Source organism: uncultured Ferrovibrio sp. (assembly GCF_937960835.1).
In the GTDB taxonomy this organism is placed as follows: domain Bacteria; phylum Pseudomonadota; class Alphaproteobacteria; order Ferrovibrionales; family Ferrovibrionaceae; genus Ferrovibrio.
Map to the genome: position 1 here is coordinate 225,815 of NZ_CALGPC010000015.1, position 24,694 is coordinate 250,508.

Genomic DNA, 24,694 nt, shown 5'->3' on the forward strand with positions numbered 1-24,694 from the left:
GGCGAACGCTGGTCAATCCGGCGTCAAAGCCGACAGGCCAAGCTGCGCCCGGCGGCGCAGCCACAGGCTGGGACGATAGCGGTCGTCGCCGGTAATTTCCTGCAATTGCCGCAGCACTTCATGCACTGTGCCGACACCCATCGCATCCGCCAAGGCCAGCGGCCCGAAGGGGTAGTTCAGGCCTAGCGTCATCGCCCTGTCGATGTCTTCGGGGCTGGCCAACCTGATCTGCGCCATCTCGCAGCCTAGATTGGCAACCATCGCTGCAATGCGCTGGCCGATGAAACCCGGGCTGTCATGGATCACCGTCACGGCGCGGCCGGCATCGTGCAGACTGGCCACCAGACCATCGAGCAGATTCTGCCGCGCGCCCGGAGCCCGCATCATCGTCAGCCGCTTGTCCAGCTTGCCTGCGATATCGAGCGCAAAAAGACGGCGATGATCGAGCTGCTTGCGCGCCGCATAGCTGGAGCAATCCTCACCCAAGGGCGCGCAGACGATCGGTCCTTCTCCGTCATCGAAATTGCTCACCTCTAGGCCGAGGCTGCGCAGCAACTCGCCGAGCGCATCGTCGGCTTCGGCCAGTGCCACGCGCCTGATCGGCGGCGTGCTGGAAATCGCGTCGGGTGACGGCACCTTGGCCTTGCCCTCAGAATCGTATTCGTAGAAACCGCGCCCGGTCTTGCGGCCGAACTGGCCGCTTTCTCTCAGCAGCTGATGCAGCGGCGAGGTCGCCAGACGGCGGTCGTAGAAATAGCCTTCATGGACGATCTGGCTGACCGGGAAGTTCACGTCGATGCCGGTCAGGTCCATCAGCTCGAACGGCCCCATGCGGAAGCCCCAGGCCTCGCGCATCACCGCATCAACTTGGGCGGGCGTCGCCACGCCTTCGGATACGATCCGCAGCGCTTCCTGCGTATAGGCCCGCCCGCCCAGATTGACCAGGAAGCCGGGGCTGTCCTGCACCACCACGGGCACCCGACCCATCCGCTTGCCCACCTCGACCAGCGTGGCGACGGTCCTGTCATCGGTGCTGGGGGCGCGGATCACCTCCACCAGCTTCATCACCGGCACAGGATTGAAGAAATGCAGACCGCCGATGCGGCCGCGATGCTGGCAGGCACTGGCAATGCTGGCGATCCGCAAGGACGAGGTATTCGAGGCCAGAAGGCAGTCCGGCCCTACGATGGCTTCAAGCTGCCGGAACACTTCCTGCTTCACAGCGAGGTTTTCGACGATCGCCTCGACCACCAGGTCAGCCGGAGCCAGCGCCTTGAGGTCGTCGACCACCGTCAGCCGCTGTTTGGCCGCGGCGGCGGCATCCACTTCCAGCCGCCCCTTGGCAACCATCTGGTCGAGCTGGGCAAAGATGGCGTCCCGCGCCTTGACGGACGCCCCCGGCGCGGCGTCGTACAGCAGCACCTGCATGCCGCCGGTGATGCCGACCTGGGCGATTCCCCGCCCCATCGCGCCGGCGCCTACTACCCCAACGATTTCAATCGTTTGTGCGGCCTCACTCACGACACAATCCTCCCACTATGATGTGAGCATCCTGCCGGGGCGGGTCTTGATCCGCAAGGCATGGCACCCCACATGGAAGCATGTCGAGGTGCCTGCTAGGGCCTCGACGGCACTCGCTTATCAAGGAGTCCGCCATGACCCGCGTGTCGTTATTTTCTAGTCCGCTTCTGCTCGGCTTCGACCATGTCGAGCGGATGATCGAACGGGTCGGCAAAGCCGGTTCGGAAGGATATCCGCCCTATAACATCGAGCAGATCGGCGAACATGGCCTGCGCATCACGCTGGCCCTCGCCGGTTTCAGTGCTGACGACCTCAGTATCTCCGTGGAGGACAACCAGCTTGTCATCCGCGGCAAGCAGACTGACGACAAGGACCGGGTTTATCTGCATCGCGGCATAGCAGCGCGGCAGTTCCAGCGCAGTTTCGTCCTCGCCGACGGTATCGAAGTTCTCGGTGCCGAATTGAGCAACGGCCTTCTGCACGTGGATCTGCGGCGCGTGAAGCCGGAACCGCAGATACGCAACATCGCCATCAAGACGACCGACGGGGGGCGCAGTGACACGCTCGGCGTCGGCGGTAAATCCGGCGACGGCGCATAAGGCGGAAGCCAGCAAAGGAGACGAACCATGTCTACCCCCAGCAATGACGCCTACGTCAATCACCGGCGCATGGAACAGCCGATGTCGCCGGACACCTTCGCCAATCTCGGCGCGCCGGATCTGGCTTACGTCCGTCCGGTGGAAACACCGCAGGGTATGGGGTGGGGTATTTTCGCCGCCAATGGTGTCCAGCTTGGCTGGGCGCCCGAGCGCAACCTCGCCTTCGCCGCAGCGATACAGAACGACCTGGTGCCGGTCAGCGCCCACTGACCGGCGCCGCGTGATGCCGATTGCACGAGCCGCAGCAAAAAGCCCGGCTCGGATGCAATCCGAACCGGGCTGATTTTTTTCAGAACGGTGTTACGCGGCGTGGCTGGCTGGACTGTCGGTCAGCAGCGCATAGAGCGCATCGGCGCTTTCCGCCCCGCGCAGCTTTTCGCAGACCGCCTTGTCGCGCAGCAGACGCGACACCCGCGCTAGGGCTTTCAGGTGATCGGCGCCAGCCGATTCAGGCGCCAGCAGCAGGAAAATCAGATCGACCGGCATTTCGTCGATTGAATCGAAATCGACGGGCCGTTCCAGCCGCGCAAACAGGCCATAGAGCTTGTCCAAGCCAGGCAGGCGGCCATGCGGAATGGCGATGCCGTTACCGACGCCGGTGGTGCCAAGCCGCTCGCGTTCCAGCAGCGTGTCGAAGATCACCCGCTCGTGCTGACCGGTAATCCGAGCGGCACGGGCAGAGAGTTCCTGCAACGCCTGCTTCTTGCTGTTGGCTTTCAGGTTGGCGACAACGCCATCCGGGCTCAAGAGCTGAAAGATTTCCATCGGAAAATGATGCCTCCGCGGCTGATACCGAATTACGCCGGATCGCGAGGATCAGGCGACATCCTCGGCATCCGGTGTACGCGCGTGATGATTGCGCCGCTTACGCTTGTCGCGCCGGACCTGCTTTGCCAGCTTCTCCAGCGCGGTGTCAAAGCTGCCGTAAATCTCGGTCGCCTCCGCTTCGGCCTGCATATTGATGTTGGCGCCAATGTGAACCGTGCACTGACAGTGATACATCGGACCCTCGCGGCGGAAGACCACCTGTGCGCCGATTGCGTTGCTCATGTATTTTGCAATCGCGGCACGCAGCTTTTCATCCACGTATGTGCGGAGGGAATCGCCGAGATCAAGATGCTGCCCGGAGGTCTGGATTTTCATGATGCGTCGAAATCCGGCTTCGCTCGGTATGACACGATTGTAGTACGACCTCCAGCGGCCGTCATGTCGGTCGCGGACCATAGAGAAGGCCTCCTGGACTGTCAACCAGACGGCCATCCTGTAACCCCTTGATTCTATTCAACGCCTCAAAGCGGAAGTTGTTCCCTAAAAGAGTATCCACAAGTTTATGTCGTCGAAACATCCCGCCGGATACGGAGTATTACGTGGCAGCGGATGACTTCGCCTGTGCGATTCACTCGCGCTAACGTGTTTATTGCGCCAGCCGGCTCAGCCCACCTTCAGCAATCCTGCGCGTTTCAAGCGGCGGCGTTCCACTGACGAAGGAATATTCATCGCCTCGCGGTACTTGGCCACCGTGCGGCGGGCGATATCCACGCCCTTGCCCGCCAGGATTTCGACGATCTTGTCGTCGGAAAGAATGTCATTCGGATCTTCGGCGTCGATCAGCGACTTGATGCGGTGGCGGATGGATTCCGCCGAGAAGGCTTCGCCGCCATCGGTGGCCGCGATGCTGGCGGTGAAGAAATACTTCATCTCGAAGATGCCGCGCGGCGTCGCCATCGTCTTGTTCGAGGTGACGCGGCTGACAGTGCTTTCATGCATCTCGATCGCTTCGGCTACGGCGCGCAGATTCAACGGCTTCAGATGCGACACGCCATGGCGCAGGAAATTCTCCTGCTGGCGCACGATCTCACTGGCGACTTTCAGGATCGTATGCGCGCGCTGGTCCAGTGATTTGACCAGCCAGTTGGCCGAGTTCAAGCAATCCGACAGATAGCTCTTGGTCTGCTTGTCGGCACCGGTTGCCTTGTTGTCGCGCGAGACACGGGCATAGTAGCGGCTGTTGACCAGCACGCGCGGCAGGGTGTCACTGTTCAGCTCGACTGTCCAGCTGCCGTCAGCAGCCCGGCGGACGAAGACATCCGGGATCAGGGTCTGCACCGGCTCGCCGCCGAACAACAAACCGGGCTTCGGATTCAGGGCGCGAATTTCCTGCACCATGTCGGCGATGTCTTCCTGGTCGACGCCGCAGATCCGCATCAGCCCCGCCACATCACGCTTGGCCAGCAATTCGAGATTGTCCAGCAATGCCTGCATCGCTGGATCGAGACGGTTGCGGTCGCGCAACTGCAGGGCCAGGCATTCCTTCAGGCTGCGGGCAAATAGGCCGACCGGCTCGATCGTCTGCAGATCAAGCAGTACGGCCTCGACTTCATCCTCTTCGACGCCCAGCCGAGCAGCGATGTCGGCCAGCGGCTCGGTGACGTAACCCGCTTCATCCAGCGCATCGATCAGTGCATGACCGATCATGCGGTCGGCGGCATTCGCCGGCATGAGCTGCCATTGCTCCTGCACATGCTCGCGAAGATTCTTCGCTTCCGACAGCGTCTGTTCTAACGAACTGCCTTCATCCTCGAACCGCGGATCGCCGCCACGGCCGCTGATGTAGTTGCTGTCCAGCCCGCTCCCCGCACCGGCAGCGTCATAGCCGCTGTCATTGGTGAAGGTGCTGTCGACATCGGCGTCCAGCGCCTCGCGCGCCCGGTCCGCGGCGGCATCGGATGCAAGATCGAGCCGTTCGACGGCCGGAACCGGATCGGTCTCGCCCTCGAAGGGCTCGCCGCCGTCATCGGCGCCGTTGTCGCCTTCCACCCGTTCCAGCAGCGGATTGCGCTCCAGCTCCTGCTCGACATAGGCCAGCAATTCGATGTTGGAGAGTTGCAGCAGCTTGATCGCCTGCTGCAACTGCGGCGTCATGACAAGAGCCTGGCCCTGCCTAAGTTCAAGACGGGGACCTAATGCCATGGCTATGCAGTCACCAATTAAATCGCTCGCCGAGATAGACCCGGCGTACATTCTCGTCGGCGACGATCTCGCTCGGACTGCCCTCCATCAGCACCTTGCCGTCATGCAGAATATAGGCGCGGTCGATGATGTCGAGGGTCTCGCGGACATTGTGGTCGGTGATCAGCACGCCAATGCCGCGATCCTTCAGATGCGAGACCAGTTCACGGATTTCGCCCACCGCAATCGGATCGATGCCGGCCAGCGGCTCGTCCAGCAGCATGAAGGAGGGCTGCGTTGCCAGCGCGCGGGCAATCTCGCAGCGGCGCCGCTCGCCGCCTGAAAGCGCCAGCGCCGGCGTGCGCCGCAAATGGCTGATTGAGAACTCCGCCAGCAGATCGTCCAGCATGGCTTCGCGGCGGTCCGTTTCCGGTTCCACCAGCTCCAGCACGGCGCGGATATTCTGCTCGACGGTCAGGCCGCGGAAGATCGAGGCTTCCTGCGGCAGGTACCCCATTCCGAGGCGGGCGCGGCGATACATCGGCAGGCCGGTGATGTCATGGCCATCCAGGCTGATGCTGCCGCGATCCGGGCGGATCAGGCCGGTCATGATGTAGAAGGTCGTCGTCTTGCCGGCGCCATTCGGGCCCAGCAGGCCAACCGCTTCGCCCCGCTGCACATAGAGCGAGACATCGCGCAGCACCGGCCGCTTCTTGAAGCTTTTGCCAAGCCGGTTGGCCGCCAGTCCCGGATTGTCGGCGACGAGCTTCAATCCGCCGGCATTGGGCTGAGAATTCTGAACCGTTGCGTTCATTGGCTGCGTTGTCCCGCGCCGTTCTGGGAACCGCCGCCAGCCCCGTTTCCGTTGCCCATGCGGTTCGGCTGCGGCGCCGCCTGCTGCTGCTGTTGCTCGCCCGGCAGGAATACGCCGCGTACCCGCTCGCCCGGCAGCGGCTCGCAGATGCTACGCCCGCTATCCTGGAACATAATCGCCTTGGCACAGCGCACCGTGCTGCGGTCAGTGGTGAGCAGCACGTTGCCGGTCAAGGTGACGGTCTTCTTGTCCACGTCGTAGACACCGAAATCGCCCTGTGCGCGCTCTTCCGGTGTGGAAACGAAGACCTTGCCTTTCGCCTCGATCCGCTGGATCGAGCTAGTATCCGGACCGGTATTGCTGGCGGGCTGCTTAGCCGGCTTGTTTGCGGCGGCGCCCTGCTGCTGGGCGCGCTCGCGGTAATAGACGAACAGCTCTTCCGAGCGCAGCCGCGTATCGCCCTGCACCACGTCGACATTGCCGCGGAAGATCGCAAGCTGCTTGTCCTGCTGGACCTCCAGGGTATCCGAGGCGATTTCGATCGGCTGGTCGCTGTTGCGGCTGTTACCGAGATTGACTTGCGCCAAAGCGGGAGCAGCGGCCAGAGCTGCCATCGACAAAAACCAGAAAACGCGCATGCCGCTCAACCCCGTTCCTTCCGCGGATACAGCGTCGTATTGACGCCATTCACGAAGACGATCACCCGCCCCTTGTCGTATATCCGCAAGCCATTGGCGCGGATCGTGCCTGTCTCCGACTGCCCCCAAACCTTCTCGTCGCTGATCACGACATTGGTCTCGAGATTCACCTCGGCGCTATTGCCATGCATCTCGTAGCCGTTGTCGCCGATTACCGTGACATTGCCGAACAGATGCAGCAACTGCCGCCCGCCATGATACAGCCCGGTATCGGCCATCAGCGACCACCAGCCGCCGCCAGAGGTGATGTCGGCCTGAACATTGTCCAGCGTCACCTGCTGCGAGTCCTCCGGATCCTGCACGGCGCGGTCAGCCGTCACCACATACGGCTGATCCTTCGAATCAGTGCCGCGGTAGCGCGGATTGTTCATCACCAGCGCCGCGTTGACGCTGTCCACATCGTTGAAGGTCAGCGACATCACCTGATGCCGCTTGGTCAATTGCGGCCAGGCGATGACGACGGCGACGGTGCCCAGAGCCATGAGCGGCAGCACGAACTTCATGAACCGCGCAAAGCGGCGGCGGCGCGACAGCTTGCCGATCGCCTCGCTGGAATCGCGCGGCACGATCTTGTCGGCACGGCGCGGCGGCAGCGGCATATCGCGCGAAGTTTCGTCGAAGCCACTTGCCATCAGGTAATCCCGGCCCGCACGCAATCATGCATATGGAGAATGCCGATCGGCTTGCCGCCCTCGACGACGAAGAAGGTGGTGATACGCCGGCTGTTCATCTCACGCAGCGCCTCCACCGCCAGGGCATTCGGCCCGATGGTCTTCGGGGCATGCGTCATCACCACATCGACCGTCTGCGCCAGCAGATCGCCCTCGATATGGCGCCGCAGGTCGCCGTCGGTGATGATGCCGATCAGCTTGCCCTTGTTGCGGCCCTTGTCGGCGACGATACCAATGCAGCCAAAGCTGCGCGCGGCCATGGTCAGCAGTGCCTCGCGCATGCCAGTGCCGCTTTCCACCAGCGGCATTGCGGCGCCGGTATGCATCAGATCCTTCACCTTCACCAGCTGCTTGCCAAGCTTGCCGCCCGGATGGAAGGTGTGGAAGTCGTCTTTGGTGAAGCCCTTGCGCTCCAGCAGAGCCACGGCCAGCGCATCGCCCAGCGCCAGCGCCATCGTCGTCGACGTGGTGGGCGCCAGCCCCATCGGGCAAGCTTCTTCCACCGGCGGCAGCGGCAGCACCACATCGGCGGCCTGACCCAGCGAGGATTTCGGCCGCGAGGTGATGCCGATCAGCGGAATCGCAAAGCGTTTCGCATGGGCGATCAGATCGGCCAGTTCCCGCGTCTCACCCGAATTCGACAGGCAGATCACCACGTCGCCTGGCAGGATCATGCCGAGATCACCATGGCTGGCCTCGGCCGGATGAACGAATTGCGCCGGCGTTCCGGTGGAGGCCAGGGTGGCGGCGATCTTGCTGCCGACATGGCCGCTTTTGCCCATGCCGGAGACGATCACGCGGCCACGCCCGGCACCGGGCAGGGTGGAATTGGCGCTGACCTTCATCAGGATGTCGACAGCCTTGGTGAAGGTCTCGTCGATCTGCGCTGCCAAGGCGGCAAGGCCGTTGGCCTCCATCATCAGCACACGCCGGGCCACGGCGACGTCCGGCGTCGCGGCCGGCTTGCCGCCCGCTACCTGAACCACCTTGACTTCGGCTTTCGCACGGTTGCGTCCGGCACGTTTAACCCGCGCGGCGGCTGGTGCGGATGTCATGACCTACCCACTAACTTCTAACAAGAATCGTGCCAAATATGGGGAATCGCACCCCAAAATGCAAATTGCTTGACCCGTATAGATCGATTTTCGCGACGATTTTCTTAATGCGCGCGGAATTTGTTAATGCGCGAAAATGTCTTCTTCTGGCCAGCCGGCCAGGTCGAGTTCCGCGCGCGCGGGCAGGAAGCTAAAGCAGGCTTCCGCGAGGGCGGTACGCCCTTCCCGCGCCAACATGCCGTCCAGTACGACTTTAAGCTGATGCAGATACAGAACGTCGGAGGCAGCGTAGCGCTGCTGCGCCTCGGTCAGCACCGGGGCGCCCCAGTCCGAGGATTGCTCCTGCTTGGAGATTTCCACGCCGATCAGCTCGCGGCAGAGGTCTTTCAGGCCATGGCGGTCGGTGAAGGTGCGCACCAGACGGGAGGCCGTCCGGGTGCAATAGACCGGCGCCGTACGGGCTCCGAGATAGTGCCTCAGGGCCGCCAGATCGAAGCGAGCGAAGTGGAAGAGCTTCAAAACGTTGGGGTTTTCCAGCAGGCGCTTGAGATTCGGCGCGTTGTAACCCGCTCCAGCCTGGAACTGCACCAGATGGGCATTGCCGTCCCCGGCCGAAAGCTGGACCACGCAGAGCCGGTCGCGCAGCGTACGCAGGCCCATCGTCTCGGTATCCACGGCAACCATGGGGCCGAGGTCGAGGCTGTCGGGCAGGTCGCCCTGGTGAACGGTAATCGCCATGCCGTGGTTCGCTCGGATGCGCTCTCGATTACGGGGCCGTCCCTGAAGGGGGGCTACTACGGCGCAAAACTCGGGAATTGGTGCCCAGGATAAGACTCGAACTTACACGACCTTTCGGTCACTAGCACCTGAAGCTAGCGCGTCTACCAATTCCGCCACCTGGGCAGGCGGTGCGGACCAAATTACCCCTCGGCCCGACCGAGGCGTGTCTTTACGGCCCCGGCGGGGGGAAGTCAAGCGCCACCGGTGACATATGCGAGCGAGACTTGCTTTGGGGGCATCGCTCTGCCGATAAGAGGATGATCGGGAGAGAGAGCGCATGGAACAAGTCGAGTGTCTGGTCATTGGCGCGGGCGTGGTGGGGCTGGGGGTCGCACGGGCCCTGGCCAGGCAGGGCCGCGAGGTGGTGGTGGTCGAGGCAGCCGACCTGATCGGCAGCGAAACCTCGTCACGCAATTCCGAAGTCATCCATGCCGGCATCTATTACACCGCAGGCAGCCTGAAGGCCCGGCTTTGCATCGCGGGCAAACAGAAACTGTATGAGTATTGCGACAGCCGCGGCATTTCCTATCGCCGCTGCGGCAAGCTGATCGTCGCCACCGACGACAGCCAGATCGCCGAGCTGGAAGCGCTGAAGAAGAAGGCTGAAGCAAACGGCGTCCATGATCTGCAATGGCTGAGCCGCGAAGAGGCGCTGGCGATGGAGCCGCATCTGCATTGCGTGGCCGCCCTTCTGTCGCCCTCCACCGGCATCATCGACAGCCACGGCCTGATGCTGGCCTATCAGGGCGAAGCCGAAGAACACGGCGCCATGCTGGCTTTCAATTCGCCTGTTGTCGGCGGCGCGGTGGAGAACGACGGTATCGTCATCGAGACCGGCGGCGCGGAACCGATGCAATTGAAGGCGCGCACCGTCGTCAACTGCGCAGGCCTAGCCGCGCAGTCGATAGCAGCCGGGATCCAGGGCGTGAAACCGGAAAGCGTGCCCGGCTGTTTCTACGCCAAGGGCAATTACTTCGTGCTCGGCGGCATGAAGCCGCCCTTCTCCCGCCTGATCTATCCCGTGCCCGAGCCGGGCGGGCTCGGCACCCATGTCACCATCGATCTGGGCGGCCAGATGCGCTTTGGCCCGGATGTCGAATGGATCGAGCGAATCGACTACACCGTCGATCCCGCGCGCGGCGAGAAATTCTATGCCGCTGTTCGCCGCTACTGGCCCGGCCTGCCTGACGGAGCGATCCAGCCGGGTTATGCCGGCATCCGGCCCAAGCTGACGCCTGCCGGCGGCAAGGGCGATGATTTTGTCATACAGGGCCCCGAAACCCATGGCGCGCCCGGCCTCATCAACCTATTTGGTATCGAAAGCCCCGGCCTGACAGCGTCGCTGGCCATAGGGGAATATGTCGCCGATATGGTGGATCGAGCCGCGTGACCGAAGCCGCTTGCATTCTGGATGGTCAATTCAATCTGGCGGAATCACCAGTCTGGTCGATCGCCGAACGCAAGCTCTGGTTCGTCGACATCAATGCGCCGCGGCTGCACCGGTTCGATCCGGTCACCAAACAGCTTGAATCCTGGACCATGCCGGAATCGATCGGCTGCATCGTGCTTACACAGCACGGCGAGGTCGTCGCGGGTCTGCGCAGCGGCATCTATCGCCTGGACTTGAAAGAAGGCCGGCATGAACGCCTCGCCGCCGCGCCCTATGACACACAGCATGTTCGCTTCAACGATGGCCGCTGCGACCGCCAGGGCCGCTTCTGGCTGGGCAGCATGTATGAGCCCGGCGGCCGCGGCGGCGGCGCTCTCTACCGGCTCGATGGCCGGCATCTGATCGCACAGACCCTGGTCGGCGGTGTGGCGACCTCAAATGCGCTGGCTTGGAGTCCCGATGGTCGCGTCATGTATCACGCCGACACGCCGACGCGGCAGGTCTACGCCTATGACTACGATGTCGGCCACGGCACGATTTCCAACCGCCGTCTCTTCCTCGACCTGAACGACACCGGCGAACGGCCGGACGGCGCCACGGTGGATTCCGCCGGCAACTACTGGGTTGCGTTTTACGGCGCGGGCAAGGTCGCGCAGTTCTCGCCACAGGGGCAGCGGCTGCGCGAGATTGTGCTGCCGGTGAAGGCGCCGACCATGCCCTGTTTCGGCGGGCCGGATCTGAAGACCCTGTTCATCACCACGGCGCGGCAGAAGCACACGCCGGAAGAATTGCAGCAGATGCCGCTGGCCGGCGGCATCTTCATGGCCGAGGTCGATATCCCCGGCCTGCCCGAACCCTTCTTCGCTGGCTGAGTATTACTTCTGCCGGACCACGCGGTTGCGCAGGATGCCGATCTTCTCGACTTCTAGCTCGACCACGTCTCCATCCTTCAGATAGCGGCCATGTTCCAGACCGCAGCCATCGCCCACGGTGCCAGAGCCGAAGAACTCGCCCGGATATACGGTCTCGTCGGCCGAGACGCGCGCCAGCAGATCCTCGAACTTGTGATGAATCGTGCTGGAATTGCTGTCGCACCAGGTCTGGCCGTTCACCCGCGCCTGCATGCGCAGGTTATAGGGATCACCGATTTCGTCGGTGGTCACCAGGAACGGCCCCATCGCATTGCCGGTATCGAAATCCTTCCCCTTGCAGGGGCCGAGCATGCTCTGCATCTCGATGCTCTGCGCATCGCGAGCTGAGAAATCGTTGAAGATGGTGAAGCCGAAGATGTGATCGCGCGCTTCGGAGGGCTTGATATTCTTGCCGCCCTTGCCGAGGAAGAAGCCGAACTCCAGCTCGAAATCCATGATCTGACTGTAGCGCGGCCAGAGCACGTCGCTGTCTGGGCCATTCACCGAGAAACGGTTGGATTTGTAGTAGATGGGAATCTGGTACCAGGTCCGCGAAACCTTCACCATCCCCAGCTTGATCAGCAGCGGCCCCAGCACCGGCTTGCGCATGCGGACGATCTGCTCCATCGCCTGCTGCACATGTTTTTCAAACAGCATGCTGTCGCGGATCTGCTCCGGCACCGGCACCGGCGCATGCAACTTGGCATCCGCCAGCGGCACACGGATTTCGGCCCTGTCATACAGATCGCGCACCCGTGCCATTGCCTCGTCGCCACCCTTGATGATCGACAGCATGTCGGGAAAGGCATCACCAAGATCGACGATCATGGCGCCGTCGCTGGTCAGCGCTCCAGGCCGCATGGTGCCGCGCGCGGGATGGCTGAAGGTGCAGAATTTCATCTGGGCTCTCGCTGTCGTTTTATTCTTCGATGATGGCCACGGCGCGGGTCCAGCCGGCCGAGGCGCCACGGATCTTGTGGGGGAAGCATGAAACCAGGAAGCCGTAAGGCGGCAGCGCTTCCAGGTTATGTAGCTTCTCCAGATGGCAGTAGCCGATATGGCGGCCCGCCTTGTGGCCTTCCCAGATCAGCGCGGCGTCCTTGGTTTCCTTGTACTTCTCTGCCGTGTGCACGAAGGGCGCATCCCAGCTCCAGGCATCGGTGCCGGTCACGCGCACGCCGCGTTCCAGCAAATACATTGTCGCCTTGTAGCCCATGCCACAGCCGGTGCTGACATAGTTCGGCTTGCCATAGGCTGCGCCGGCAGCGGTGTTCACCAGCACGATGTCATGTTCTTTGAGCTCGTAGCCGATCCGCTTCAGCTCAGCTTCGACATCCTTGTCGGTCACCACATAGCCGTCGGGGAAATGCCGGAAGTCGAGCTTCACACCATCGCCGAAGCACCATTCCAGCGGCACCTCGTCGATGGTCCAGGCGCGCTCTCCACGGTTCATCGTCGAATGGAAGTGATACGGCGCATCGAGATGCGTGCCGTTATGGGTGTTGAGCTGGACATACTCCACCGCCCAGCCCTCGCCGTCCGGCAGGTCTTCCTTGCGCAGGCCGGGGAAGAACTTGGCGATGTCCTCGGGGCTTTGCTGGTGGTTGATATACTCGATCTTTGGCCCGAAGCCGGGTGGATCGGAGATCACATCGTTTTCCAAATAGATGGAGAGGTCGACGAAACGGCGGGCCATGCTTCCTCCTGTGCCGCCGCGATTCGGGCTGGCGGCGGTCTTATCGAGGGCCCACAATACCGACGCAAACTCGTTTTGTCGATTTTTTTCTCTTTTGTCGTTGACACCCCCATTCCACCGCCGCAGAGTGATGGCATGAGCGAGGGGAAAAACCGCGTCGAAATTCGCGATCTGGCCGCCGAAGCCGGCAGCCTGACGGAATTCGCCTACCGCAATATCCGCGCCGACATCATCGCCGGCATCTTCCCCGCCGGCACCAAGCTGCAGATCGACGACCTGAAAGCCCGCTACGGCCTGAGCGCCAGCCCGCTGCGAGAGGCACTCGCTCGCCTGGTCAGCCAGGGCTTCGTCTCCATGGAAAATCAGCGCGGCTTCCGCGTCAGCCGCATGAGCCGCGACGATCTGGCCGACATCACCCTCGCCCGCCAGGTGATCGAAACCGCCGCGCTGAAACTGGCGCTGGAGCACGGCGACGATGTCTGGGAGGCCGGCATTCTTGCCGCCTATCACCGGCTCGACCGCTATGTCGTGCGCCTGGAAGGCAGGCCGGTGGAGAACCTCGCCGAGTTCGGCGAATTGCACAAAGCCTTTCATATCGCGCTGATCGCAGCCTGCGGCTCGCCGCGACTGCTCGAAGAGCAGAGCCGGCTATACGATCAGGCCGAACGCTACCGCCACGGGATGATGCAGAATTATCTCGTCGCCCAGGGCGTCGGCATCATGGACGAGCATCGCCAGCTGATGGATCTCGTGCTCGCGCGGCGCAGCGGGGAAGCCTGCGCCATGCTGCATCATCACCTCAGTCACACCTACAATTTCTGTTTCGGCGAGGGAGCAGGCCAGTCGGCAGCAACATCGACCGTATAGAAACGCACGCGGAAAAAACCTTTAGGGAGGAAACGATGTCCGCATTGAAAAAGCTCGCCATCCTTGGCGGCGCTGCATTCCTGTTGGTGGGGCAGCCGGTTTCGGCGCAGACGATCAAAATGACCGCCGTGGCGGGCCATCCGGTTATCTTCCCCTGGGTGAAGATGGCCGATGAATTCTTCATTCCCGAACTCGACAAGCGCCTGGCTGCGGCCGGCAGCAAGACCAAGTTCGAATGGATCAAGGCCTGGGGCGGCACCGCTGTGAAGCTTGGCAGCGAATCCGGCGCGGTGAAGGACGGTCTGGCTGAGCTTGCCTTCGTGTCGACCATCTTCGAGGCGCCGAAATTCCCGCTGCAGAACGTCTCTTACGTGGCCCCTTTCATGACCGACGACGTCGCCGTGATGTCGAAGGTGATCAAGGCGATGCAGGCCAAGATCCCGGCCATGAACGATGCCTGGACAAAGAACAACATGATCTTCCTCGGCGGCACCGGCCTCGACACTTATCACCTCTTCACCAAGGGACCGATCAACAAGCTGGAAGACCTGAACGGCAAGAAGATCAACGCACCCGGCCCTTCCGCCAACTGGGTCAAGGGCACTGGCGCGGTCGCCGTCGCCGGCACGTTGCAGACCTACTACAACGACATCCAGACCGGCGTGACCGAAGGCGCGCTCACCTTCGCCACTGGCGCCTTCCCGGCCAAGCTGACGGAAGTGGCGCCACATATCACCAAGGTGAATTACGGCGCGATGTTCGCCGGTGCCTTGGTGATGAGCAAGCGCGTGTTCGACAAGCTGCCAGAGGCCGACAAGAAGATCGTCCTGGAAGTCGGCGCCGAATACGATGCGCGTTTCGCCGCCCTGCTTTCCAACACCGCGGCCAACCTGATGCAGAAAATGGTGGAAGGTGGCGCCAAGGTGCGCGAACTGAGCGCGGAAGAGCGCAAGCAGTGGGCCATGGCGCTGCCCAACGTCGCCCTGCCCTGGGCCAAGGATCTCGATTCCAAGGGGCTGCCGGGCACGCAGGTGCTGAACGAGTATATCGCTCAGATGAAGGCCGCCGGGGTCAATTTCCCGCGCGACTGGAGCAAAGAGTGATCTGACGAAGTCCAGACTGTAGAATGGTGGTGCCGCGCATGTATTCCCGGCTGTTGGGTGCGATGAATGCCCTAGGCACCGTGTGGATATTCATCCTCATGGTGCTGATCAACTCCGACATCCTGGGGCGCGAGCTGTTCAGCACGCCAGTGCGCGGCACCACCGAACTGCTCTCGCTTTCCATCGTCGGCATCGTGTTCCTGCAACTTGGCCATGCGCTTATGGCGGGACGCATGACGCGTTCCGACATGGTGATCGAAACCCTGCTGCTGCATAAGCCCAAAATCGGCCTCGCCCTGCAGGCGGTGTTCCACGTCCTCGGCGCGGTCTTCGTCGCCATCATCTTCTGGGGCAGCCTCGGCCTGTTCGAGGAGGCCCTCGAGATCAACGAATATGTCGGCGCGGCCGGCGACTTCACAGCACCGACCTGGCCGGTCAGGCTGCTGATCCTGATCGGCGCCGCCGCCACCGGCATTCAATATCTGATCATGGCGGTCAATGACGTCCGCCGTCTGCTGGCAGGTGGCAAATGAGCGGCCTCGAAATCGGCTTCCTCACCCTGGCCGGCATGATGCTGCTGATCTGGCTCGGCCTGCATGTCGCCGTTGCGCTGGGACTGACCTCCTTCATTGGCGTCTGGCTGATCAAGGGCGATGTGGGAGTTGCCACCAGCATGCTGGCGCAAGGCGCCTATGATTCGATTGCCAGCCATATCTTCGGCGTGGTGCCGCTCTTCGTGCTGATGGGCTTCCTCGTCTCGATTGCCGATATCGGCAAGGATGCCTTCGAGGTCGCCAATCAGGGCCTGCGCCGCCTGCGCGGGGGCTTAGGAATCGCCACGGTGGTCGCCAACGCGATCTTTGCAGCGATCACCGGCATCAGCATCGCCTCGGCCGCGGTCTTCACCCGCGTCGCCGTGCCGGAGATGCTGCGCTACGGCTACAAGCCGGGCTTTGCCACCGGCGTGGTCGCGGGTTCCTCAGTGCTCGGCATGCTGATACCGCCCAGCCTGCTGATGATCCTCTACGGCTTCCTAGCCGAAGTCTCGGTCGGCAGCATGTTCATGGCCGGCATCGTGCCCGGCCTGCTGCTCGCCGTGACCTATTCGGTCGGCATCATGCTGATGGCCCGCTTCTGGCCTTCCTATGTCGGCGGCCGTCCGGACGGCGATGCCGCCAGCGTCTCCCTGATGGGCTTCGGTGAGATGGCGCTCAAGCTGCTGCCGATCCTCGTTCTGATCGCCCTCGTGCTGGGCGGCATCTATGCCGGCTTCTTCACGGCCACCGATGCCGGCGCAGTCGGCGCCGCCGGTGCGCTGCTGATCGCTTTGTTCAAGCGCAAGCTGGACCGTCAGAAATTCTGGCAGGTGCTGGTGGAGACCGGCCATGTCACGGTCGCCGTCTCCTTCCTGATCATCGGCGCGAGCCTCTATACCCGCATGCTGGCCTTGAGCGGCGTACCACAATTCCTCACTGAGGGAATCATCGACGGCGGCTTCGGCCCCTTCGGCTTCCTGCTGCTCTACATCCTGCTGATCGTCGTGCTCGGCTGCTTCATCGATTCCAGCTCGATCCTGCTGATCGTCTTGCCGCTGATGCTGCCGATCGCCACTGGCTTCGATATGAACCTGATCTGGTTCGGCATCATTACCATCGTCGCTGTCGAGATTGGCCTTCTGACGCCGCCCTTCGGCCTCAGCGTCTTCGTCATCAAAAGCACGCTGAACAATTCCCAGATCACGCTGCGGCATATCTTCGTTGGCGCCCTGCCGTTCGCTGCGATCATGCTGCTGACGCTGATCCTGCTGGTGATGTTTCCCTCCCTCGCCCTTAGCCTGCTCTGAGACGCGCATGACTGCTAATCCGCTCAAAGGTTTCCGCATCAGCCGTGACGATCTTCAGTTCGTCGGCCGCGATCTGCAGCGGCCGGAATGCATCCTGGCCGAGCCGGATGGCACACTGTGGTCAGCCGATGCACGCGGCGGCGTGATGCGCATTGCGCCCGATGGCAGTCAGAAACTGATCGCTCAGCAGGCCGACACTCATTTCGCCGGTACCGCCGATCTCGCCAAGCGCTTCACCGAAGGCACCCTGCCGAACGGACTGGCCTTCGCCCGCAACGGCGATTTCCTGATTGCCAATTTCGGCACCGACTGCCTGGAGGTGATGGATCGCGAGGGCCGCAGCCGTGTGCTCTATGACAGCATCGACGGCCAGCCGATCGGCAAGGTCAATTTTGTGCTGCGCGACAGCAAGGACCGCCTCTGGGTCACGGTCTCGACGCGGATCAAGAACTGGATGGAGGCCGTACGCCCCGGCCTGGCCGATGGCTTCATCGCTCTGGCCGACGAACGCGGTCTGCGCATCGTCGCCGACGGCCTGCATTTCACCAATGAAGTGCGGCTGGATGCAAAGGAAGAATATCTCTACGCCGTGGAGACCTGTGGCCGCCGCGTTACCCGCTTCAAGGTCGGCGCCGATGGCAGCCTGAGCAACCGCGAGATCTTCGGCCCCAGCGATTTCGGTCCGGGCGGCTTCCCCGATGGCTGCACCTTCGACTCTTACGGCAATCTCTGGGTCACGCTGATCATGGCCGAACGACTGATCGCCCTGACGCCGGAGGGCGAGGTTATGACCATCTTCGACGACGGCAAGCCGGATGCCATCGCAGCCCTGGAGGCCGCCTACCAGTCGGGCAAGGCCACACCCGACCTGATGATGGCGACCCGCAGCAGCGTCACACCCTGGATGGCCAGCATCACCTTCGGCGGCCCCGATCTGCGCAATGCCTATATCGGCACGCTGTTCGGCACCAACATCCCCTGGTTCCGCAGTCCGGTGGCTGGCCTGCCGATGGCGCACTGGAAAGAGGCCTAAATAAAACAGGCCTGACCGAAACGGGCTGGGCTGGGTGGTGCATTTTCCTCTGGGATCGTTAAGCTGATTGAAAAAAGGCTCAAACAACTCGGAGGAAACATGACCGCGCCGGACACTCCTGCACTGCTGTGGTCGCCCTCGCCTGAGCGCATCGCCCGCAGCCAGTTGCGGCGCTACATGGATTGGCTGGCGCGGGAGCGCAACCTGCATTTCGCCGATTACCACGCGCTGTGGCGCTGGTCGGTGGAGGATATCGAGGCATTCTGGGCCTCGCTGTGGGACTACTTCCAGATCAAGGCCTACAAACCCTACACCAAGGTTCTCGGCAAGCGCGAAATGCCCGGTGCCGAATGGTTCATCGGTGCTGAGGTGAATTTCGTCGATCAGGTACTGCGCCACGAAACCGCCGAACGCCCGGCCATCCTCTATGCCGCCGAGCAGGCGCCGCTGCGCGAGATGTCCTGGGTCACGATGCGCGAACAGGTGGCCTCCGTTGCCGCCTGCCTGCGCCGCCAGGGCATCAAGCGCGGTGACCGCGTGGTTGCCTATGCGCCGAACACGCCACAGACGCTGATCGCCTTCCTAGCCACCGCCAGCATCGGCGCAATCTGGTCGGTCTGCGCGCCCGATATGGGCCTGAACGCCGTGCTCGACCGCTTCCGCCAGATCGAGCCAGTGGCCCTCTTCGCCGTCCCCGGCTGCGATTACGGCGGCAAGCATCACGACAAGACGGACGTGCTGGCCGAGATGGTCGCGGCGCTGCCCACCCTGCGCAACGTCATCCTGATGCCAGCCACGGGCGGTCATTGCCCGAACCTGCCGGCCAGCCTGAGCCAGGTGCAGTGGGACGACATCATCGCCCAGCCCGCCGAATTGCAAGTCGAGCCCCTTCCTTTCGATCATCCGCTGTGGATCGTCTATTCCTCCGGCACGACCGGCCTGCCCAAGCCCATCGTGCATGGCCATGGCGGCATCCTTCTCGTCATCCTGTCGATGATGGCGCTGCACAACGACCTCGGTCCGGACGACATCTTCCATTGGTATTCCAGCACCGGCTGGATCATGTGGAACGCGCAGATCGCCGGCCTGCTCTGCGGCTCCACCATCGCACTTTATGACGGCAGCCCGAGCTGGCCTGACTGGACGCGGCTCTGGCGCTTCGCCGGCGAAACCAAGGCGACCTTCTTCGGCGCTGGCGCGGCCTTCTTCGCCAATTGCCTGAAAGCCGGTGTCAAGCCGCGCGAAATTGCCGATCTTTCCAATCTGCGCAGCGTCGGCTCCACCGGCTCACCGCTGTCGGAAGACTCTTACGCCTGGATCTATCGCGAGCTTGGCAAGGATGTGTGGCTAACCTCGATTTCCGGCGGCACCGATTTCGCTGGCGCTTTCGTCGGCGGCTGCGTGCTGCTGCCGGTTTATATCGGCGAGATGCAGTGCCGCTGCCTCGGCGCCGATATCCAGGCCTATGACGATAACGGCAATCCCCTCACCGATGAGGTGGGCGAACTGGTCTGCGCTTCGCCGATCCCCTCCATGCCGCTTTATCTATGGAACGATAAGGACGGATCGCGCTACCGCGAGAGCTATTTCGATATGTATCCGGGCAAGTGGCGGCATGGCGACTGGCTCCGCATCACGCCACGCGGCGGTGCCATCATCTATGGCCGCTCGGATGCCACCATCAACCGCTATGGCCTGCGCCTTGGCACGGCGGAGATCTATCGCGCGGTGGAGGAACTGCCCGAGGTGCTCGACAGTCTGGTGGTCGACCTCGAGTATCTCGGCCGCGACTCCTACATGCCGCTTTTCGTCGTGCTGCGGCCGGGCGTGAACCTAGATGCTGCGCTGAAGGAAAAGATCAACCAGGCGATCCGCAAGGCCGTCTCGGCGCGCTTCGTGCCGAACGACATCTTCCAGGTGGCCGAAGTGCCGCGCACGCTATCAGGCAAGAAGCTGGAAGTGCCGGTGAAGAAGATCCTGCTCGGTCAGCCGGCAGAGAAGGTCTCCAATCCTGGCACCATGGCCAATCCAGGCAGCCTCGCCTGGTTCGTCGACTTCGCCCGGCAGAGGCTGCAGGACCGCGGCGCGGCTTAAACGCTTTAAGCCGCAGTTTAGGTCTTCGGCTGCGCCGCCGCGCTTAATTGGGCGCGGCGCGCCAGCACGATGCCGATCAGCACCACGACACCGCCCAGCATCTGCAGCGGCTGCAATCCCTCGCCAAGCCACAGCCAGCCGAAGAAGGCCGCCGCCACCGGCTGGATCAGCACGACCAGGGAGGAGAACGATGCCGGCAGGTGACCGAGCGCATAGGCGATCAGCCCCTGCCCCAGCGCGTGACTGAGCCAGGCAAGGCCGAACAGGATCGCCCAGCCGTTCAGCGTAGCGGGAAGCAGGCTTTCGCCCATGACCCAGACCATCGGCAGCAGCGCCAGGCTGGTCACGATGCTGGACCACACCATCAGTTCCTGGGGGCCATGCCGACCGCGCAGCTTCGCCACCGCGATCATATAGGCGCCGTAGAAGCCAGCCGTCGTGAAAGCCAGCAGGTCGCCGAAGACGTAATCGCCGCCGAGCTGGAAGCTTGCGCCCACCAGCATCAGTGCGCCGAAGATCGCCACTGCCATGGCGACCACGAACTTGCCGGTGATTTTCTCGCCCAGCACGAGCCAGGCGCCGATGGTGACGATCACCGGCGCGAAATTACTCAGCAGCGTCGCATTCGCCACAGTGGTGTACTGGATCGCCAGATGCCAGAAGAACAGGTCGCCGGCAAACAGCAATCCCGGCAGCAGCAGTAGACCCAGCGGCGGCACGCGGATCGGACCGCTCACCGCCGGCCGCAGCCGCCACCAGAGCCAGAGCGGAGGAATCGCAAGAAACGTACGATAGAAGCCGGTGGCCGTCGGCCCCACTTCCGAAAGACGGACGAAGATCGGCGAGAAAGCGATCGCAAGCGCGCCCAGCACCAGAGCAATCAGGGCAAGGCGCTGACGGGCGGTTTGCCGCGCCGCATCTGCGGCAGCCGGCGTGGGCGGTCTGGAGACGGTCATTATATACGAGACGACGGTGCTGTTTCTGTCGCACCGGCTTAAACCTCTGCCTGCCGGAACACAATCGTCATGCCGCGAGCATGGCCGGTTACGGCCATCAATTGCAGGGCTTGAGCATCACTGTTTGGTCGGACGGCAAGTTCTGGAAATAGCTTCCCACCGGACGGCAATCTCCGGTGGCAATGCAGATCCGCCAGTCTTCGCCGGTATAGGTGGAACGCGTCAGGGTCAGCGTCCGCTGCGGCGGCAGTTTGGGCTTCCAGACCCAGAAGCCGTCACGCAGGACAGCGCCCTCGCCCGGCTCCATGCCCGCACCGCTCGACTGCACTGCCGCCTCTTCAAGCACCAGCCCGCTTTCGGTAGCGCGCCAGTGTTCGCGCCACTGCGTCTTCTGCACGCTGTGGGTCCATTGCAGCTCGGCGCTATTCACGCCGAGCGCAATGATGACCGCGCCGGCGGCGAGGCAAAGTCCCGCCACCTTAGACCGTTGCAGGCGTGGCCTTGCGGCTCTTCCACCAATGGAAGGCCAGGAAGGCTGCAGCCAGCGTAAAGCCAACCTGATCGGTGATCGGCGCTGCGACCACCAGCAGGAAGGCCGCCGCCGTCGCCCAGATACGCTCCGGCCAGTTCATCGAGCCGATCAGCCAGCCGCTTGCGGCACCGCCCCACAGCCCGACCGAGATGACTGCCTTGACCACGACATAGACCGTGTCCTGCCAGTCGCCGCCCTGCAGCATCAGCGCCGGCGTATAGACCGCCATGAACGGCACGACGTAACCGGCGACGCCGATCTTGGTCGCGGTCACGGCAATCTTCATATGCGACTCCTTGGCGATCGACGACGCCGCCAGAGCAGCTAGTGCCACCGGCGGCGTCAGGTCCGCCATGATGCCGAAGTAAAAGACGAACATGTGGCTGACTATCAGCGGCACGCCCATCTCCAGCAGCACGGGCGCAGCCATCGCGCTGGTGATGATGTAGTTCGGAATCGTCGGCAGACCGGTACCCAGGATGAGGCAGACCACCATGGTCATGACCAGCGCCAGCAGCAGGTTGTCGCCCGCCACCGAGAGAATGGCGCGGGCGATGTCGTTGGCCAGGCCGGTCATCTGCATGATGCCGATCAGGATGCCGACCAGCGCGCAGGCCATGCCGACGCCCAGCGCGCCCTTCGCCGCATCGGCGAAGCTCTGCAGCAGCAGCTTCTGCGTCTCGACGCCGCCCTTCACGAACCAGGTCGCGACGACCAGAAGACCCACGAGCACCACGGCGGCGGCTTCAATGCGCAGACCCACCACTTTGTAGAGCAGTGCGGCGGCCAGACCGAGCGCTACCCAGAAGATCACGCGCAGGAACATCACCTTGGTGGCACCCACCGCCTGCTGGCCCAGGATCAGCACCGCGGTGATCGCCATGCCGATGGTGCCCGCAAACAGCGGCGTGAAGCCGGAGAACAGCAGGTAGACCAGCACGACCAGCGGCAGGATCAGGTACCACTGGCGCTTCACCGCCTGCCAGGCGCTCGGGCATTCGGATTTCGGGATGCCGACCAGATTGCGGCGGCCGGCTTCGAGATGGACCATCCAGAAGGCCGAACCGAAATACAGCAGTGCGGGGATCACCGCCGCCAGCGCGATCTGCGAATACGGCACGCCGATCGTCTCGGCCATGATGAACGCAACGGCGCCCATCACCGGCGGCATGATCTGGCCGCCCATCGAGGAACAGGCTTCCACCGCGCCGGCGAATTGCGGGCGGTAGCCGAAGCGCATCATCAGCGGAATGGTGAACTGACCGGTGGTCAGCACGTTGGCGACGCCCGAGCCGTTAATGGTGCCCATCAGGCCGGACGAGATCACCGCTACCTTCGCCGGACCGCCCTTCTGATGGCCGACGGTGCCGAGCGCGACGTCATTGAACAACTGGATCATGCCGGCACGCTCGAGCAGCGCGCCGAACAGGATGAACAGGAAGATGAAGGTCGCCGAAACGAAGGTCGGCGTGCCGTAGATGCCTTCGGTGCCGAGATACAGCACGTCGATGACCTGCTCCAGGTCAAAGCCACGATGCATCATGAAATCCGGCAGGCTGCGGCCGAACAGCGCGTAAGGAATGAAGATCGCGCAGATCAGCGGCAATTCCCAGCCCATGATGCGGCGCGCGCCTTCCACCACCAGCAGAACGACGATGACGCCGACCACGAGGTCGGCCAGGATCGGATCGCCGGCTCGCTGGATCAGGTCGCCTTCAAAGACCCAGTGATAGAAGGACAGCACGAAGCCGGTCATGCCAAGCGCCCAGTCATACCACGGCGCGCGGTCTGATTGCTTCTTGCCGAAGCGGAACAGCACGAAGGTCAGCAGCAGCAGGAAGCCGACATGGACGCTGCGCAGCACTTGCGAGGAAAGCGGGCTGAAGGCTGCAGTGACGATCTGAAAAAAAGTGAACGCAACGGCGATGTAGAAGACCGCCTTGCCTTGCCAACCCACCAATTGAGCCAAGCTGTGACTCGGATTTTCACGATCTACGACCATCGCCTTGTCCTGATCGGCCTTGTTGGCAACCATCTGCTAATCCTCTGCCTTGAAGAAAAAACGCCGGCGCTTTGTTTGGGAGCGCCGGCGCTTGTTGTCTGAGTCGGCCGTCTTACTTGATCAGACCCTTTTCCTTGTAGAACTTCTCTGCGCCCGGATGCAGCGGAACCGGAGAATTCTTTGGGCCGTTCTCCAGCGAGATCACCTTTGCGGCGGCGTGGGCGGCATGCAGCGTGCCCAGGTCGTCGAACAGCGCCTTGGTCATCTTGTAGGCAAGGTCGTCGCTGACCTTGCTGCTGGTAACCAGGAAGTTGTTCACCGCAACCGCCGGGACCGCTTCGGTCTGGCCGTTATAGGTGTTGGCCGGGATGGTCACCGCGACATAGGCCGGATCGCCGATCTTCGGCACCAGGTCCGCCGGCACGGCGACGACGGTGATCGGGATCGACGCCGCGAGGTCGCGGATCGAGGCGACGCCCAGCGCGGCCGACTGCAGGGTGACGTCGATCTGACGGTTCTTCATCAGGTCGACCGACTCACCGAAGCCGAGATACTCGACCTTGGAGAAGTCCTTGTAGGTCAGGCCCGCAGCACCCAGAACGGCGCGCGCATTCAGTTCGGTGCCTGACTTCGGCGCGCCGACCGAGATACGCTTGCCCTTCAGGTCGGCCAGCGTCTTGATGCCGGAATCGGCGCTGGCGACGATCTGGATGTAGTTCGGATAGATCGCCGCGATGGTGCGCAGGCTGGTCAGCTTGGTGCTGAAGCCAGCATCCGCCTTGCCATTCCAGGCGTCGCTCAGAGAGTCGCCCAGCGTGAAGGCGATTTCGCCCTTGTTTGCATTGAGCAGGTTGAGGTTCTCGACGCTCGCCTTGGTCGGCTGCACCTGCACCTTGGCGTTCGGGATCGCCTTCGAATAAACGTTCGAAAGCGCGACACCGATCGGGTAATAGGCGCCCGAGGTGCCACCGGTCAGGATGTTGATGAATTCCTGCGCCTTAGCCGAACCAGCGGCGAAGGACAGAGAAAGGGACATCGCCGCAACAGCGGCGAGGGTCCGGCGCTTAAAGGTCATGTGCTGCCTCCCACAGACTCAACGATTAACTCACGTTAGGTGAGC

At 62.8% G+C, this 24,694-nt stretch carries 25 protein-coding genes and 1 tRNA gene; 10 read left to right on the forward strand and 16 right to left on the reverse strand.

Annotated features, from left to right (window positions below; genetic code table 11):
- Positions 1–12 precede the first annotated feature (12 nt).
- Positions 13–1,521, reverse strand: coding sequence for a 3-hydroxyacyl-CoA dehydrogenase (locus tag Q0603_RS15175; RefSeq protein WP_298727144.1), 1,509 nt, complete (start codon positions 1,519–1,521; stop codon positions 13–15).
- 134 nt (positions 1,522–1,655) lie between these two features.
- On the opposite strand from Q0603_RS15175, the gene Q0603_RS15180 reads away from it, so the two are divergent.
- Entirely contained in the window at positions 1,656–2,120 is a 465-nt protein-coding gene (locus Q0603_RS15180) for an Hsp20 family protein (RefSeq protein WP_298727146.1), read from the forward strand.
- 27 nt (positions 2,121–2,147) lie between these two features.
- Complete coding sequence (locus Q0603_RS15185; RefSeq protein WP_298727148.1) at positions 2,148–2,390, forward strand: DUF1150 family protein; 243 nt, start codon at positions 2,148–2,150, stop codon at positions 2,388–2,390.
- A 90-nt stretch (positions 2,391–2,480) separates the two neighbouring features.
- On the opposite strand, the gene ptsN is transcribed toward Q0603_RS15185, so the two are convergent.
- The 9 genes from ptsN to Q0603_RS15230 all read right to left on the reverse strand — a co-directional run bounded on the left by ptsN (position 2,481) and on the right by Q0603_RS15230 (position 9,270).
- Complete coding sequence (gene ptsN, locus Q0603_RS15190) at positions 2,481–2,945, reverse strand: PTS IIA-like nitrogen regulatory protein PtsN (RefSeq protein WP_298727150.1); 465 nt, start codon at positions 2,943–2,945, stop codon at positions 2,481–2,483.
- Positions 2,946–2,996: 51 nt separating this feature from the next.
- Entirely contained in the window at positions 2,997–3,440 is a 444-nt protein-coding gene (gene raiA / locus Q0603_RS15195; protein WP_298727151.1) for a ribosome-associated translation inhibitor RaiA, read from the reverse strand.
- A gap of 171 nt (positions 3,441–3,611) precedes the next feature.
- The gene (gene rpoN, locus Q0603_RS15200) at positions 3,612–5,150 is read right to left on the reverse strand and encodes an RNA polymerase factor sigma-54 (RefSeq protein WP_298727153.1); all 1,539 of its coding nucleotides are present in this window, start codon (positions 5,148–5,150) and stop codon (positions 3,612–3,614) included.
- Positions 5,151–5,160: 10 nt separating this feature from the next.
- Entirely contained in the window at positions 5,161–5,943 is a 783-nt protein-coding gene (gene lptB / locus Q0603_RS15205) for an LPS export ABC transporter ATP-binding protein (protein WP_298727154.1), read from the reverse strand.
- Positions 5,940–6,581 (reverse strand): LptA/OstA family protein, encoded by a 642-nt coding sequence (locus tag Q0603_RS15210; RefSeq protein ID WP_298727156.1) that lies wholly within the window; start codon positions 6,579–6,581, stop codon positions 5,940–5,942. The genes lptB and Q0603_RS15210 overlap by 4 nt, the downstream gene beginning before the upstream one ends.
- A 5-nt stretch (positions 6,582–6,586) precedes the next feature.
- Positions 6,587–7,273, reverse strand: coding sequence for an LPS export ABC transporter periplasmic protein LptC (gene lptC / locus Q0603_RS15215; RefSeq protein ID WP_298727158.1), 687 nt, complete (start codon positions 7,271–7,273; stop codon positions 6,587–6,589).
- A complete protein-coding gene (locus Q0603_RS15220) occupies positions 7,273–8,232 on the reverse strand; it encodes a KpsF/GutQ family sugar-phosphate isomerase (RefSeq protein WP_298727470.1) in 960 nt (319 codons plus the stop codon). Before Q0603_RS15220 ends, lptC begins: the two co-directional genes overlap by 1 nt.
- Positions 8,233–8,490: 258 nt before the next feature.
- A complete protein-coding gene (locus Q0603_RS15225) occupies positions 8,491–9,105 on the reverse strand; it encodes a ribonuclease D (RefSeq protein WP_298727160.1) in 615 nt (204 codons plus the stop codon).
- A gap of 78 nt (positions 9,106–9,183) precedes the next feature.
- Positions 9,184–9,270: transfer RNA gene (locus Q0603_RS15230), tRNA-Leu, on the reverse strand.
- A gap of 154 nt (positions 9,271–9,424) precedes the next feature.
- Between Q0603_RS15230 and Q0603_RS15235 the strand changes: the two genes are divergently transcribed.
- Positions 9,425–10,537 (forward strand): NAD(P)/FAD-dependent oxidoreductase, encoded by a 1,113-nt coding sequence (locus tag Q0603_RS15235; protein ID WP_298727162.1) that lies wholly within the window; start codon positions 9,425–9,427, stop codon positions 10,535–10,537.
- Positions 10,534–11,409, forward strand: coding sequence for an SMP-30/gluconolactonase/LRE family protein (locus Q0603_RS15240; protein ID WP_298727164.1), 876 nt, complete (start codon positions 10,534–10,536; stop codon positions 11,407–11,409). Before Q0603_RS15235 ends, Q0603_RS15240 begins: the two co-directional genes overlap by 4 nt.
- Positions 11,410–11,412: 3 nt before the next feature.
- Here Q0603_RS15240 and Q0603_RS15245 read toward each other — a convergent pair whose 3' ends face one another.
- Both Q0603_RS15245 and Q0603_RS15250 read right to left on the reverse strand, forming a co-directional pair.
- Positions 11,413–12,348: a fumarylacetoacetate hydrolase family protein gene (locus Q0603_RS15245; protein ID WP_298727167.1), complete on the reverse strand. Its 936-nt coding sequence runs from the start codon at positions 12,346–12,348 to the stop codon at positions 11,413–11,415.
- A gap of 19 nt (positions 12,349–12,367) precedes the next feature.
- Positions 12,368–13,144 (reverse strand): cyclase family protein, encoded by a 777-nt coding sequence (locus Q0603_RS15250; RefSeq protein WP_298727169.1) that lies wholly within the window; start codon positions 13,142–13,144, stop codon positions 12,368–12,370.
- Positions 13,145–13,279: 135 nt separating this feature from the next.
- Between Q0603_RS15250 and Q0603_RS15255 the strand changes: the two genes are divergently transcribed.
- The 6 genes from Q0603_RS15255 (at position 13,280) to Q0603_RS15280 (ending at position 20,084) form a co-directional block, all read left to right on the forward strand.
- Positions 13,280–14,011 (forward strand): FCD domain-containing protein, encoded by a 732-nt coding sequence (locus Q0603_RS15255; RefSeq protein ID WP_298727170.1) that lies wholly within the window; start codon positions 13,280–13,282, stop codon positions 14,009–14,011.
- 35 nt (positions 14,012–14,046) lie between these two features.
- Positions 14,047–15,114 (forward strand): C4-dicarboxylate TRAP transporter substrate-binding protein, encoded by a 1,068-nt coding sequence (locus tag Q0603_RS15260; protein WP_298727171.1) that lies wholly within the window; start codon positions 14,047–14,049, stop codon positions 15,112–15,114.
- 38 nt (positions 15,115–15,152) lie between these two features.
- Positions 15,153–15,647, forward strand: a complete 495-nt coding sequence (locus Q0603_RS15265) for a TRAP transporter small permease (protein ID WP_298727173.1) — start codon at positions 15,153–15,155, stop codon at positions 15,645–15,647.
- Entirely contained in the window at positions 15,644–16,957 is a 1,314-nt protein-coding gene (locus tag Q0603_RS15270) for a TRAP transporter large permease subunit (protein ID WP_298727175.1), read from the forward strand. Before Q0603_RS15265 ends, Q0603_RS15270 begins: the two co-directional genes overlap by 4 nt.
- Before the next feature lie 7 nt (positions 16,958–16,964).
- A complete protein-coding gene (locus Q0603_RS15275) occupies positions 16,965–17,990 on the forward strand; it encodes an SMP-30/gluconolactonase/LRE family protein (protein WP_298727177.1) in 1,026 nt (341 codons plus the stop codon).
- Positions 17,991–18,089: 99 nt separating this feature from the next.
- Positions 18,090–20,084, forward strand: coding sequence for an acetoacetate--CoA ligase (locus Q0603_RS15280; protein ID WP_298727179.1), 1,995 nt, complete (start codon positions 18,090–18,092; stop codon positions 20,082–20,084).
- A gap of 17 nt (positions 20,085–20,101) precedes the next feature.
- Here the strand turns inward: Q0603_RS15280 and Q0603_RS15285 are convergent, their stop codons facing one another.
- The 4 genes from Q0603_RS15285 to Q0603_RS15300 form a co-directional block, all read right to left on the reverse strand.
- Complete coding sequence (locus tag Q0603_RS15285) at positions 20,102–21,040, reverse strand: DMT family transporter (protein WP_298727181.1); 939 nt, start codon at positions 21,038–21,040, stop codon at positions 20,102–20,104.
- 97 nt (positions 21,041–21,137) lie between these two features.
- Entirely contained in the window at positions 21,138–21,518 is a 381-nt protein-coding gene (locus Q0603_RS15290; RefSeq protein ID WP_298727183.1) for a DUF1850 domain-containing protein, read from the reverse strand.
- Between the two features lies 1 nt (position 21,519).
- Positions 21,520–23,607, reverse strand: coding sequence for a TRAP transporter permease (locus Q0603_RS15295; RefSeq protein WP_298727184.1), 2,088 nt, complete (start codon positions 23,605–23,607; stop codon positions 21,520–21,522).
- Between the two features lie 79 nt (positions 23,608–23,686).
- The gene (locus Q0603_RS15300) at positions 23,687–24,649 is read right to left on the reverse strand and encodes a TAXI family TRAP transporter solute-binding subunit (RefSeq protein WP_298727185.1); all 963 of its coding nucleotides are present in this window, start codon (positions 24,647–24,649) and stop codon (positions 23,687–23,689) included.
- Positions 24,650–24,694: the final 45 nt, after the last annotated feature.